Source organism: Paenibacillus sp. FSL P4-0081, from assembly GCF_000758565.1.
GTDB lineage: Bacteria > Bacillota > Bacilli > Paenibacillales > Paenibacillaceae > Paenibacillus_AQ > Paenibacillus_AQ phytohabitans.
In genome coordinates this window covers 6186308-6199131 of record NZ_CP009280.1, presented here as the reverse complement: position 1 = coordinate 6199131, position 12824 = coordinate 6186308, and the positions used below count along the sequence as shown (strand labels likewise).

Here is a 12824-nt window from a genome sequence, read left to right as displayed (position 1 = left end):
ACATCCTAGTACCTTGACCAAGGATAATTTTACCTTTAAGCTCTCCATATAGAGTCAAAATGGGGGGGCTTACCAATGAACAAAAAATATGTAGTTGAACTGAACGACGAAGAACGCGAACGGATCCAGCAGCTACTTCATACGAAGGAGACTTCTCGGGGAATACGAAATCGCTGTCTCATCCTCATGTTGGTCGATGAAAGTCAAGGAGCCATTCCCAAGCAGATGGAGATTGCTCAGCGAGTAGGTGTCAGTGACGTTACGATCCACCATACCGTGAAAAGTTATTGTACCCGCGGCTTGGAGGCTACCCTGAGTTATCAAAAGCGGCAGGAGCCAGGGAGTCCTGCGATCATTACAGGAGAACTTGAGGCCAGAATCATAGCATTGGCCTGTTCTGAGCCACCTGAAGGCTATGCTCGCTGGACCGTTCGTCTGTTGACGCACCGAGTCATCGAACTAAATATCATGGAATCGGTGGGACGAGAGACCATTCGAGCTACTTTAAAAAAACGAAACTTAAGCCTCACTTAAAGAAACAATGGTGCATTCCTCCGAAATCGAGCGCCGAATTTGTTGCTCGAATGGAGGATGTTTTGGAGACCTATGCCTTGCCTTACGATCCTGAAATTCCGCTGATCTGTATGGACGAACAGCCGATTCAGCTTCTGGACGATTCTCGTCCATCCGAGCCGATTAAACCTGGGCAAGTGCAGCGCGAAGATTATGAATACGTGCGAAAGGGGAGCTGTAGTGTGTTTTTGTTTACGGAGCCGTTAGCCGGATGGCGTCACGTACAGGCCAGCGAAAGACGAACCAAAGTCGATTGGGCACTTCAAATCCAGGAATTACTGGACGCTCACTATCCAGACGCGAAACGTGTTCGGCTCGTGATGGACAACTTGAACACGCACACGATCTCTTCGTTGTATGAAGCCTTTCCGCCAGAACAGGCCTTAACTTTAGCGAAACGCCTAGAAATCCACTACACTCCCAAGCATGGGAGCTGGTTAAACATGGCCGAAATTGAACTGAGCTCGATGACGATCCAATGTCTGGATCGGCGCATTGGCTCTATTGAACAATTGCAACGCGAAATCACGGCATGGGAAATCGACCGGAATCAGGCACAAAAATCCGTGGAGTGGCACTTCACCACTCCAATGGCCAGAGGGAAATTGAAACATTTGTATCCTGAAATTTGATGCGGTCAAGGTACTAGTATTCCAGGTGAAAACCCCTTCTGCTAAATCCCAATCATCTTCACTTTTGTAGCTCTTCCACTATTGATGGAGGCGTCCTCTGTTGTCTATTTCTACTCCATAGTCCCCCATAAACTGAAGCTTTTTTGTAAGTGTTCCATTGTCAAGGCGATAGGCGAAAACTTGAGTATTCATGGTAAATAATCAACTAATCGAATTTAGGATTGATATGAAAGTATAATTGAATATGATGAATTGATACGAAGCTGTAAGAGTAAAGAATCAATGGGAGAAAATTTTTTTGATTTATTCACTGGAAAAAGAAAAAAATTACAGGATATCTTAAATATTGGTATCAATACACTGACAATTCATAGATTCACTAAAAAATGTCTATAAAAATTAAAAAAGAACCATCAATTTTTAAATTTTGATAGTTCTTCTCTCTTTAATTATTATTCAAACCAATTGAGTTTTCCTAATCTAATCATTAAAGCCTGTGTGCTAACACCAAAATCTTCCGCAATAGTTTGGACTTGCTTGTCATCATTATAATCAATATAACCATCAAAGTGTTCTTCAATATATTCTTCTAAAATTTCTTCAGGCATTAATAAAGAGGCTGCAAATGCATTTGCCTCAATCTCTTCATTGCGTGTTCCATTAGATGATTGTGAATTTCTGAAATTTACTGTTATAGCTGTATCGATGTGAGTATTATGTCCTCCGTGCAATAAAAAGTGACCAATTTCATGAGCGATAGTGAATCTTTGTCTGTTTATAGGATGCTTCTTATTTACTCCAATTACGTAGGTTTCAGTATCTTTGTCTCTAATTAAAACTCCAGATAATTGACCATCAAAAGGCTCATACTGAATATCAATACTTAGCTTTTCTGCAATAGACTCTACATTAATTGGAGGGGCAGTGACTCTATACTCGCTCAACAGTTTTTCAGCACGTTTCTCAGCGGTACGAACACTCATGATTCTCCCTCACCTTTCTTTGAATTAGCATATACTTTTTTTGCGAAGTTCAAAACATCAGGAGTAAATTGTTGTAATTCTTCTTCGTTACCAGGTAGTTCTACATTACTAAGGAGAAATCCTTCATTTGGTAACAAAGAAAAAACATTGACGTTTAAAATTTTTGCAAAGTAATACAAACTATCAATGGGAATCTTTTGCTTACCTCTTTCAATGTTTGTAATAGAGGTTCTTGTTAAATTAACTAATTTACCTAGGTCTTCTTGAGTTAGCTTATTTTCTTCTCTTGCCTCACGAATTCTTCTTCCTATTTCTCCATAAATTAATTCTTCGTTCATCATAATTATTCCCCATTTTAATCGCTTCCTTTGAGTTATTTTTAAGAGAGTTTTTAATATATCTATAGAAACTATAATCTGTAAAAGAAAATATAGTTTCATCTATAGTATCTATTCACCTCGAAGTTTTGTCAATGACACAAACCATGAAACAATCGAAAGTAAAGTGAAATGTCAATATATTTATATTATATCAATAAAAATTTAAGTAATAAAGATGTATAGTGGTGTAATACTATTCATTCACCCTTTTTATCGGTTATAAACCCGTAAATGTTAAGGGTTGATAACATTATTATCTATTCATATCAAATAGTATTGACATGGAAAAAGGGGATATGCTAGTATTTATTTAGGCAAGATATCCCAGCCTTTAGCGGAGAGCGGTGGTGATACATATGGCGACAAACGGCAAACCTGGTGCTGGGAGAGTAGGACAAGTTCGGCAGCGCAGTCAGTTCCAAACTCCTAATGGAAATTGGGCTAAACGCGATACAACAACTGGACGCATACTCGACCAAAAAACAAGTAGTCCTGAACCTTTTAAAGGGGTAAGAAAAGAGAAATAAAAAAAGAAGACTCAACGAAGTCTTCAATAGAAAAGAGTTTTGAACCAACCACTTATCATGGGGTTCAGTCCAAGCACCTAAAAGATGTTAGCGCATCTTAAGGTGGAAAATGAACAAATTAGTATCTTTATAATAGCGTATACGTAATAATCAATCAATGTTTTTTTGAGTGATTATGGTTATTTGTGGATACTATAATAAAGAACTTATTGGTTCAACAATAATTCGGACTTGCTTATGATAAGTGGAAATTCTTTCAATCAAAAGGAGAGATTTCACTCATGGCAAACATTCAATTGCAAGACGTTATGATTTTTGTTAATGGCACTTCTCGTTACAATGGCAATGCTTTTGATACGGTTCTTGTAAAGACAACCATTAAAACTGATGAACCGATTTCAGATGAATATTATGTTCCGAGTGGTGTGACAGCACCACCAGCTATCTTGGAGTTGCTTCGTCTTCAAAACCTTGAAGTTACTCCCTTTAAAGCGAGTACTCTGCTGCAAGGAACCGAGGATATTCAAGAAGAAGCTGCTAATGGAAACCCTGCCGGAACTCTTGAAGATGCAGCCAAGCTTCTTCTTCTTTCAATCCTTAAAAAATCTACACTTGTTCCCGTTTCTGGCTCTGTAAATCTATACGAATTGACTTATGAATATAAAATTTATCCATTCACCACTCAGGGTCTTCCTAACACGTATGAGTTGCAGATTCGTGTGCCTTTTGATGGGCTTGGAATGCCTAATGGAAGTCGTGTGGAAGTTTCTGTTGTTCTCCCTCGCTTTGTAGAGGTTGATACAACAGCTACGCAAGGGCGTGACTTGCAAGGTCTTGAAATCACGGAACTTGTCTATGAAATGCCTAATGTTAATCGCAAAGCTGTAACGTTTGCCTACCAATTGGATCCTCTCTTCACAATCCGTTATAACCATACGGAAGGAATCCAAGGCTAGTTGAAAATAAGTCCCTCACATACTTTTGTGGGGGATTTGTTTTTATAGCAAAGGGAGGGAAAACATGTCTGCACTTTCAGATTATATAGTCAATCATTTTTCAGGAATTATCCAAGATATAGTCTTTGCTTTTGTTGGTGTATTTTTGGGATTATTATTCACCCCCAAAAATAGTGATCCTCATATCCATAATGGAACGAGAATTAATCAAGTATTACAAATTATTACTCAAAATATGAATACCACGCATAATCATTACCCCTCTAATCACAGCCCAAATACAAGTAAATCAAGTTCCAAATCTAATGACGATGAAACTCCATTAGGTATTTACTTTTTTGTTGCTTTGATAGCTGCTTTTTTCTTTTATAAATATCATGTGGTTTTAATGAATTACACTATAAGCTTTATTGTTATGGGATTAGCAAGTACAGTGACAGTTGCAATTAAGCTTTACTTAGATAATCAATACGATAATTTGAACAAGTATTGGACAGTAATCTCATTTTTAATAGTAATAGTAGATTTTTTTACTTTGAAACTTATGAGTGGTCAGTTATCGGGATTGCCACAGATTAGTTCAATATCAGAGTTTATAAGTGTAGTGGGTATGCAAGGAATCCTAGAATTTTCTTATTATGCATTAGGGTTCGTATTCATTCAATTTCCGAATTTGCTATTGCTGAATTTGTTAATTCATATGTTTGCTGTTAATCAGTACTTAGCAAGGGGAGGAAGAGTGTCGGCTTTCTTTGTTAGAAAAACAAGTAGATTTGTTTCAACACCTGCGGGACTCATAACGATTACTGCTTTAGTCTGTGCGGTTTCTTTGTTACTTTCTTCTGGATTATTGTTTAAGTGGGTATCAAAAGGTATAGAGAACAATACAGCCACTTTCGAACATATATTTGAAACCAAACAATAAATAATAGTTTAAATGAACATTTCAAAAAACATCACGCGATAGGGAGATTCGGTCTTTCAATGTTTTCTAGGATGTGTCTGAAAACTAAATAACATGGTAAGATTTGAGAAAACGAATGGGGCGTCAAGCATGATTCAAAGACGGTACGAAATAAGCGATGAACAGTGGGAACAAATTAAGGGCATGTTTCCACCCTACAAAACAGGACGTCCGTCAAAATTAAGTGAAAGAACCATGTTTAACGCTTTTCTATGGATCGCTCGAAGTGGTGCTGCCTGGCGCGATCTACCGGAGGAACGCTATGGTTCATGGAAAACGGTCTACAGTCGCTTCTGCAAGTGGCGAGATACCGGACTGCTTGTCGCGATCTTCCAAACTCTTCAGGTCGAACCTGACTTTGAAAACTTGAGCATTGATTCTACATCGGTCAAAGCCCATCAACATAGTGCTGGTGCTAAATAAACGCCCCAGGACACGAAGTGAATCAGCACATCGGCGTCAGTCGTGGCGGAAAGACAACCAAACTTCACACCGTCGTCGATGGATTAGGAAACCCCCTCGCTTTTCTTCTGACGGGTGGTCAAGTCTACGATTCCGTTCCAGCGATCGCTTTACTTCAGAAGCTTGATATTACAGGAAGTCATATTCTTGGCGACAAAGCTTATGGCTCAGAAGCGATTCGGAATTGGATTACAGCTAAGCAGGCATCCTACACCATCCCGCCTAAAACGAATAGTCAAAACCCATGGAAAGTCGATTGGTACCGCTACAAAGAACGCCACTTAGTGGAGTGCTTTTTCAATAAAATCAAACACTTTCGCCGTGTGGCTACTCGTTACGACAAGTTGGCCAAGTCATTCCTGGCTTTTGTATACGTAGCTGCCATTTTCAAATTGACTCAATGAAGAGTTTTCAGACACGACCTAGTAAACTTGAGCCACAACTAATTTAGTTGCGGCTTAGGTTATTTAAACTATTAACATATAAAATTCACTTTTACCTAATATTAGTTGTGTATAAGATCCTTATATATGGTAATAGTGCTCTTTTTATGTTAGTATAAATATACCAACATAAATCGACATCTTTAACTAAACAAATGCATAGTTCCTACCATTAGGATTATACTCACAATCTATTAGATTTATTCCTATTATATTCGACAGAAATATTTAATAGTTGTATTGTACGTTTTGACATTAACTTTATACTAGATCATTTATGATTTAAGTAGGAGGTGAATGTCTAAATGGGTAAAGACAACAAGGAGGAAGAAAAAATGGAAGCAATTATAGAACGTCCTACTACTCCTGCCGAATCTTTAAAGAAGTCTCTTGAAGATATGAAACAAATTCGTCAAGGCAAACAACCTAGAAAAACATGGGATGATTATATAAAGGAACAAAAAGAGAAAGAGTGAGCATATGTCGTTTAATATTATTATTACCCCTGTTTTTGAAGAAGATTTAGAATTTTATAAGAAAAAACGCAAAGCAAAGAAAATAGATGAAGATGTTAATGAGATTATTCAGGAGTTGAAAAAAGGTAATTTTATTGGTGATGAAATACAAAATTTAAAATTACCAGAAGATGAAAGTTCTTATAAAGTTAGAGCTGCGAATTCAGATATGAGAGTTGGCAAAAGTGCAGGATACAGGATCGTTTATTATGTAGTAAAGAATGACCAAGATGTTTATCTCTTGACCATTTATTCTAAAAAAGATAAAGATAATATAACTGCAAATGAAATATCTGATATAATTAATACTTTCTGCAAAGACTAAAGGGGGTGTCCCATAAGCCATGAAATGGCTGGACGCCCCTTGTTTTGGAGTTGGATAGACATTTGCGCTCGGTGAGGACGCTCCGCGAACGGACCGTTGTTCCAATCGCTGTGCTCTCCAGATTTTTTTCATTCCCCTTTGCGGTGAAAATCCGGAGACCAAGGCGAACGCTATCGCTTTTCCACAATCGTTCCGTCCTCTCCGCTGTTTAAGCGGGATACGAATACATTCTTCAAAAAAACGCAAAAAAGAAACCGCTCTTTTGGTAAAATGGAGTTACCACACAACCATTTCAAAGGAGAGGTTTCTTTGTACATTCAATATACCATGGACCAACTTTGCTTGCCAATGGATCTCGAAGAAGATATTCCTTCGAACCACCTCGCTCGTGTCGTTAATACAGCCGTGAATCGGCTGGACGACTCCATCTTTGACGCTGCTTATCCCGGCGGCGGCCGCGACAGCTATCATCCTAAAATGCTCACCAAAGTCATCATTTACGCCTACACTCAGCGTATCTATTCGTCTCGTCAAATCGCCAAAGCCGTGCGAGAGAATATTCCTTTCATGTGGCTGGCCGGACGGCAGCGACCCGACTTTCGCACTCTTAACCGCTTCCGTTCCCAGCGAATGAGGAATGTCCTCGAAACGGTATTTACCGCCGTGCTTCAGTTTCTGGCTGACGAAAAATACGTGTCTCTGGAGCATTATTTTGTGGACGGCACTAAGATCGAGGCGAATGCCAATCGCTACACCTTTGTTTGGGGCAAGGCAGTCAGCAAACACAAAGCGAAATTACAGGAGAAGGTACACACTCTGTTTGCTGACATTGAAGCGGCGGAGCACCAAGAAGAACAGGAGTTCCAGGGAAAGGACCTCGCCGAACTCGGTGAATCTTGTGAGATGAACAGTGAGAAGCTGGAAACCCTGACCCAGGTGCTGGAGTCTAAGCTCCTGGACAAACCTAAAGACAAGCTTCTGAAAAAAGCCGTTCGGAAGCTTCGGAAGGATTTGCTGCCCAGATTACTGAAGTACGAACAGTACCAGAGGCTACTTGGCGACCGGAACAGTTTTAGTAAGACCGACCCGGATGCGACTTTCATGCGGATGAAGGAAGACCACATGCGAAATGGTCAACTCAAACCGGGTTACAATGTACAAATCGGAACGGAAAACCAGTTTATTTTAGCATACAGTCTACACCCGAGACCTACGGACACCCGTTGTTTACAGCCGCATATGGAAAAGGCAAAGAAGATCTTGGGTAAACTTCCTAGGGCGGTAATTGCGGATGCAGGTTACGGCAGTGAAGAAAACTACGCCTATCTGGAAAAGGAAGAGATTCAAGCGGTCGTGAAATACGGCAGCTACCACAAAGAAAAGAGTAAAGCTTGGAAAGAGAATATCGGAAAGGTGGAGAACTGGACGTACAGTGAAACCAAGGATACATGGACGTGCCCAGCTGGGGAAACGTTGCATTTCCGCAAAGAGAGCAAGGAGACGCTACAAAGCGGATATGAAATTCACAAACGTCATTACCGAAGACAAAGCTGCGAAGACTGTCCGCTGAAGGAACGCTGCACCAAGGCAGCAGGAAATCGGGAAGTGGTTGTCAGTCTGGAGAGGCTGCGGTACCAAAAGCAGGCTCGGGACATCCTGCGAAGCGAAGAAGGTTATGCCCTAGCCGTACGCCGAATGACGGAACCGGAAAGCGTATTTGGACAACTGAAGAACAACCGGGGCTTCCGGCGCTTTCTGCTTCGCGGCATGGAAAAAGTGACGCTTGAGGTCGGTTGGCTTTCGCTTGCCCATAATATGCTGAAGCAAGCCACGGTGGACCAAAAACGCAAGGCCGCGATTCTCCAATAACAGGAGAATCGCGGCCTTGCTGTCTTTGTACTGCCTCTTGAATAAATATGGGCCGTTTCTTTTTTTGAAAATCTACTTATGAGACAGCCCCTTTTTTATGAACTATACTCTTGTTAAGAACAAGTATCCCAGTGAATTAAATAATCCGAAGTAGTTATTGTCGGCGGAAAATATGGTTTTTATGTCTAATTTTATAATTTAAAACAGAGAATCTGAAAATTTGAAGTTTATTTTGTGAGTAAAATAGGTAGTTAGGCTGTATTTGAGATTTTGATTTATTATAAAGCAAGAGAGTGTAATAACTTAATAAGTGAATAAGGTTGTGCTATTATTCTTAACTTCCAATAAATAGAGAACACAATAGATATGGTTGTATCATTGGCACTCAATTGAAAATTCCTAGGAAATATTATGACCTTATTTTATTTAACTCTATATTTCGTGGGAGTAATCTCTTAAACACTTCACTATTTGCATTTGAATCAAATAGATCGTGAGTACTGTTGCAATAAATAATATCCTGACTAATTGTTTGGGAGAGATACTGTTTAATATTTTCAGAAACAAATATTCCGAGTGCTTTAACTGAAAGATCTTTACAGCGTTCCATAGTTCGGTAGAATTCTACTATTTCATAAGGCATCGCTGAACTGCAAAGAAGTCGAATGTCAGAGTTAATAAAGCCGTCTTGAATTATCTTCTCTCTTAATACTCCGCAGTCAACTACTATGAAGTTATAATCTCTATCTAACTCTTTTGTAAAGTAGAAATCGGAACCTTCCATGATATACGCATTTCCAGACTTTTCAGGCTTAAATAATTGAATGATATGAGCCAGATGGTTATTACTGTTCTCCTCAACGTAACAAGCAGTCCCACCATGAGCATTAATCCAGCAGACTAGATTAAATGCCGTGGTGGTGACACCTACTCGTCGGTCACATCCAGCTATGGCAATTACAATATTAGTACAGTTAAAATGGAAATGAGTTACTTCCCCCAATGCTGATGCTTGATGCATGACCTCTAATGAGCTTGGCTCACCCGCAGAATTAACCCGATGCATTCCCACTTCTGAAAAACACTCTCGAAGCTCATCTTGAATCATGTCTATTGTTTCGGCTGTAACCACATTTTGAATATCTGCCTGTATCAGCTCTTTTAAGAAAGGACTGCTCTTTGGCAGTCCTTCTGAAATCACAATGATTCGCATTTCATACATCATCTGAAAAGATAAAAGTGCTTGCATCATTTCTTCGTCAGTCTCATTTATTGCTTCACGGTCAATTGCTAAATAGCGAACATGACTATAGAACCGCATATCTTTGACTACAAAGGAATTGAGAGAAAACGACCCGATTAGCTTCTTTACTGGCAGTTCCAATTCTTCCTCAATAAAATCAAGCAGATTAACTTTATTACTACTAGTCAGATACAGAATCATGAGTTTACCCTTCCTTCATGAATAACAATATAATCCCAATGACCACTAGACCCATATAGAAGAAAAGCTCAATAAGCTGTTTCTTTTTGTCCATAGTCATCGTCCTCCTGCTGTTCCCATATAAGCAAATTTATATTCCGGGATATCAAAGTGGACATGCAACCTCTTGGAACCAATCATCAACAAAGCATGTTCACGCTTCTTGCTGGCCAGAAGTTCTTCCTCTGCATCTGTTAAGTTATAAAGCTCTCGTGTTTCTTGAAGATTCTTCCCGTCTGTCCCCATCAGTATTTTGATACAAGGTATATCCAGTAGCGCTTGCCCGTACATCTTGACTTCAGGGGCTAGAAAGTCCACGATACTATGAGAGATAATCGCAAGGCCGGCTTCATATTTTCGAGCGCGTTTCTCTACATTTCGTAAGAATACTAGGCTCTGCGGGACGTTAGGGTCAATCATCAAATAACACTCATCACAGATCAGCAGCACGCGCTCAGTCCGGTCCTGAGACATTTGCTCCCAGCACCAGGATAAGAGGTTAAAGTATTGGGTTCGCTTAATATTCTCAGATGTATTCTGTAGGGTATGGGTGTCCAAGCAAATGCAGCGGCTATGGGTTTGGATGGTACTGTGACCATTCCATAAAAAAGAGTCCCCACCATGTGCAATATCATGCAATAGTAGGGACAACTCTTTATACACTTCATCTCCAAGCTTCTTTTCCTTGCCATGAATCAGAGCGTAGAGGTCAGAAAAAGTAGGGAAGTCGGTGCTGGCTAGTTTCGTAATATCTGTGGTCCACGTAATTAGAAACTGATTATACAACTCAATCAAACATTGCTTAAGGACAGCTTTTTGCATCATGGTCAGGTCAGGGATGTAGAGGTTAAAGAAGATTTCCAGATTCTTAAGATGAAGCGCCATGTCGGACATACCGTGACCTTCATCTTTATAAAGCGGAAATTGCTCATCCTCTTCATCGCGTGGAGCGGGGCGAATTTGCAGTGGATTGATTCTACCATTAGATCCACCGCCGGCGTTAATCCAGTCGCCATTTAGCCTTTGGCAAAGCTCTTTATATTCCGATTCTGGATCAATAAAAATAATTTTGGTACCCTTCATGTATTCACTAAGTGCTACATGTTTTACAGCTGTAGATTTACCTACGCCGGCTACGCCCATAATGACGATGTTTGAATTGGTTCGGTCGCCGCCGCGTTTCCATGTATCGACGATAACCAATCCGCCGCTAGCGTCCTTGGCGAAATAATAACCAGTTCCGTCGTTGAAGCCAGAACTTGCAAAGGGAAAGCCTCCAACGAATGTACTCATTGGCATGATTTTATTTAGGATATCCCCAATTTGATCTTGTGCCGGGTACATGGGGGATAGGTGACGAAAGCCCTCTTTTTGAAGATGGGCCAGGTTTCGAATTTTGCAGCGCATCATACTGAAAGTATTTTCAATACGTCGACATGCGCGAGTGAACTGTTTATCATCTTCCGCAAATGGCATGACCATTACATTCATAAGACCAACCGTTTCACCATTTTGGTCGATCTGCATCATAATGTTCTCACCATCGGTAGCCGCCTTGTCTGCTCGTTGACGGGTGAGAGGATCTTTAGCACTGTCGGCCATGCTTCGATTTTGTGTAATGGATTTGGATATTGCTGAGATTAAGGCGCTATTATCTATAGGTTGAAAACCGATGGATACCATGGTAGACGGCATATTGGTTAGAGTGGAGAGCCAACCGACATCGGCTTTGGGAGGATACTGAATGACTCCATACATTTTAGCTGTTTGTTCACCAATCACAAGGCCGTTACGAGAAAACTCCAAGCCCATAGGAGTGATTGCGTTTAGAAGCGAAGGATTCACAGATAAAGATGGAGATGTGGGTTTCAAAATATCAGTTCTCCTTTCAACTTATGATCCAGAAGGGGCCACCTGCTGCTGCATTCTTTCGAGCTTCGTTCAAAATAATGGAGAAATCCCATTCTTGCTCACTTCGCTTTCGACTGGCTGGATCGGCGACAAGAATCTTGCCTTCAGAGGTGACACCTCGAAGGACCATGAAATGCCCTGAAGAAGTGAAGTGACCTTTACCCATAATGGCAACAACCAGTTTTCCACTAGATAAGGCATTAATCATGGTTTGCTGGTCTTTTTGAGCAGCACCTTGAACATTTAAACCAAAATGCTGAGCACCATCAGGAATTAAGCTATGGTAGCTACCGGTTCCTTCTGCCAAATAACCATTGTTATATGCCCAATTAGCCATAGTGACTGGATCGATCCTTTTACTCGTGAGGGTAGAAACGACAATTGATAAGGAGGTTGGACCACAACCGGATACGCCAATGGTGTCCCTGGGACCATAGGGTTTATCTGCCCAACGGGAGTCCATTTGGTTGTAGTAGACAACTTCACGACTTCCATCCTTAAACGTTACTCCATCATATTGCTGTCCCTGACTTTGCACGTATCCTTCGTCGGTATTTTGTAGAATTTGGGTGAAACCATAATCGGTACGCATTTCATTTACAATGGGAGTTTCATCAGCCGAGAGCCATATTTTGAGTGACTCCAAGGGGGAGGTAAGCAGTTGTAGAACCATAGCGATGAGAACTAACAAGGTGGCTGCCGGAGCTAAAATCAGTATCAGCATCTGTTTGCGAGCTTGTTCGTCGGAGGCGATTTTCAGGGCTATTTTGGAAAGTAACTTCGCAGTGAAGGGGTCCAAAT

At 40.5% G+C, this 12824-nt stretch carries 13 protein-coding genes; 8 read left to right on the top strand and 5 right to left on the bottom strand.

Annotated elements, in window-relative coordinates; all coding sequences use genetic code 11:
- Positions 1–75 precede the first annotated feature (75 nt).
- Together P40081_RS26350 and P40081_RS26345 are read left to right on the top strand one after the other, a co-directional pair.
- A complete protein-coding gene (locus tag P40081_RS26350) occupies positions 76–534 on the top strand; it encodes a helix-turn-helix domain-containing protein (protein ID WP_042139168.1) in 459 nt (152 codons plus the stop codon).
- On the top strand, positions 423–1205 hold the full coding sequence (locus P40081_RS26345) for an IS630 family transposase (RefSeq protein WP_156118696.1): 783 nt from the start codon (positions 423–425) through the stop codon (positions 1203–1205). Before P40081_RS26350 ends, P40081_RS26345 begins: the two co-directional genes overlap by 112 nt.
- A gap of 452 nt (positions 1206–1657) precedes the next feature.
- Here P40081_RS26345 and P40081_RS26340 read toward each other — a convergent pair whose 3' ends face one another.
- Both P40081_RS26340 and P40081_RS26335 read right to left on the bottom strand, forming a co-directional pair.
- Positions 1658–2188 (bottom strand): ImmA/IrrE family metallo-endopeptidase, encoded by a 531-nt coding sequence (locus P40081_RS26340; protein ID WP_042139166.1) that lies wholly within the window; start codon positions 2186–2188, stop codon positions 1658–1660.
- Entirely contained in the window at positions 2185–2529 is a 345-nt protein-coding gene (locus P40081_RS26335) for a helix-turn-helix domain-containing protein (protein ID WP_197074279.1), read from the bottom strand. Before P40081_RS26335 ends, P40081_RS26340 begins: the two co-directional genes overlap by 4 nt.
- Before the next feature lie 847 nt (positions 2530–3376).
- Between P40081_RS26335 and P40081_RS26330 the strand changes: the two genes are divergently transcribed.
- From P40081_RS26330 to P40081_RS26305, 6 genes are all read left to right on the top strand, one after another.
- Positions 3377–4051, top strand: coding sequence for a hypothetical protein (locus tag P40081_RS26330; protein WP_042139164.1), 675 nt, complete (start codon positions 3377–3379; stop codon positions 4049–4051).
- Positions 4052–4115: 64 nt separating this feature from the next.
- Positions 4116–4976: a hypothetical protein gene (locus P40081_RS26325; RefSeq protein ID WP_042139163.1), complete on the top strand. Its 861-nt coding sequence runs from the start codon at positions 4116–4118 to the stop codon at positions 4974–4976.
- Between the two features lie 129 nt (positions 4977–5105).
- A protein-coding gene (locus P40081_RS37830; RefSeq protein WP_197074278.1) for an IS5 family transposase occupies positions 5106–5881 on the top strand; the annotation gives its coding sequence in 2 pieces (ribosomal slippage) (positions 5106–5436 and positions 5436–5881; 777 coding nt in all).
- A gap of 344 nt (positions 5882–6225) precedes the next feature.
- On the top strand, positions 6226–6396 hold the full coding sequence (locus P40081_RS38700) for a hypothetical protein (protein ID WP_156118695.1): 171 nt from the start codon (positions 6226–6228) through the stop codon (positions 6394–6396).
- Positions 6397–6400: 4 nt separating this feature from the next.
- Entirely contained in the window at positions 6401–6760 is a 360-nt protein-coding gene (locus P40081_RS26310) for a type II toxin-antitoxin system RelE/ParE family toxin (RefSeq protein ID WP_042139160.1), read from the top strand.
- A 309-nt stretch (positions 6761–7069) separates the two neighbouring features.
- The gene (locus P40081_RS26305; protein WP_042139159.1) at positions 7070–8629 is read left to right on the top strand and encodes an IS1182 family transposase; all 1560 of its coding nucleotides are present in this window, start codon (positions 7070–7072) and stop codon (positions 8627–8629) included.
- Between the two features lie 409 nt (positions 8630–9038).
- On the opposite strand, the gene P40081_RS39510 is transcribed toward P40081_RS26305, so the two are convergent.
- From P40081_RS39510 to P40081_RS26290, 3 genes are all read right to left on the bottom strand, one after another.
- Positions 9039–10073 carry a hypothetical protein gene (locus P40081_RS39510; RefSeq protein ID WP_052422018.1) on the bottom strand — a complete coding sequence of 345 codons (1035 nt, stop codon included), beginning with the start codon at positions 10071–10073 and terminating at the stop codon, positions 9039–9041.
- 96 nt (positions 10074–10169) lie between these two features.
- Positions 10170–11984 carry a VirB4 family type IV secretion system protein gene (locus tag P40081_RS26295; protein WP_231575200.1) on the bottom strand — a complete coding sequence of 605 codons (1815 nt, stop codon included), beginning with the start codon at positions 11982–11984 and terminating at the stop codon, positions 10170–10172.
- 16 nt (positions 11985–12000) lie between these two features.
- Positions 12001–12822 carry a C39 family peptidase gene (locus P40081_RS26290; RefSeq protein ID WP_042139157.1) on the bottom strand — a complete coding sequence of 274 codons (822 nt, stop codon included), beginning with the start codon at positions 12820–12822 and terminating at the stop codon, positions 12001–12003.
- Positions 12823–12824: the final 2 nt, after the last annotated feature.

Excerpts from the sequence above, each read along its gene's own strand:
- P40081_RS39510 (WP_052422018.1), bottom strand. The coding sequence starts at position 10,073 with ATGATTCTGTATCTGACTAGTAGTAATAAAGTTAATCTGCTTGATTTT.
- P40081_RS26310 (WP_042139160.1), top strand. The coding sequence starts at position 6,401 with ATGTCGTTTAATATTATTATTACCCCTGTTTTTGAAGAAGATTTAGAA.
- P40081_RS26335 (WP_197074279.1), bottom strand. The coding sequence starts at position 2,529 with ATGATGAACGAAGAATTAATTTATGGAGAAATAGGAAGAAGAATTCGT.
- P40081_RS26350 (WP_042139168.1), top strand. The coding sequence starts at position 76 with ATGAACAAAAAATATGTAGTTGAACTGAACGACGAAGAACGCGAACGG.
- P40081_RS26340 (WP_042139166.1), bottom strand. The coding sequence starts at position 2,188 with ATGAGTGTTCGTACCGCTGAGAAACGTGCTGAAAAACTGTTGAGCGAG.
- P40081_RS26325 (WP_042139163.1), top strand. The coding sequence starts at position 4,116 with ATGTCTGCACTTTCAGATTATATAGTCAATCATTTTTCAGGAATTATC.
- P40081_RS38700 (WP_156118695.1), top strand. The coding sequence starts at position 6,226 with ATGGGTAAAGACAACAAGGAGGAAGAAAAAATGGAAGCAATTATAGAA.
- P40081_RS26330 (WP_042139164.1), top strand. The coding sequence starts at position 3,377 with ATGGCAAACATTCAATTGCAAGACGTTATGATTTTTGTTAATGGCACT.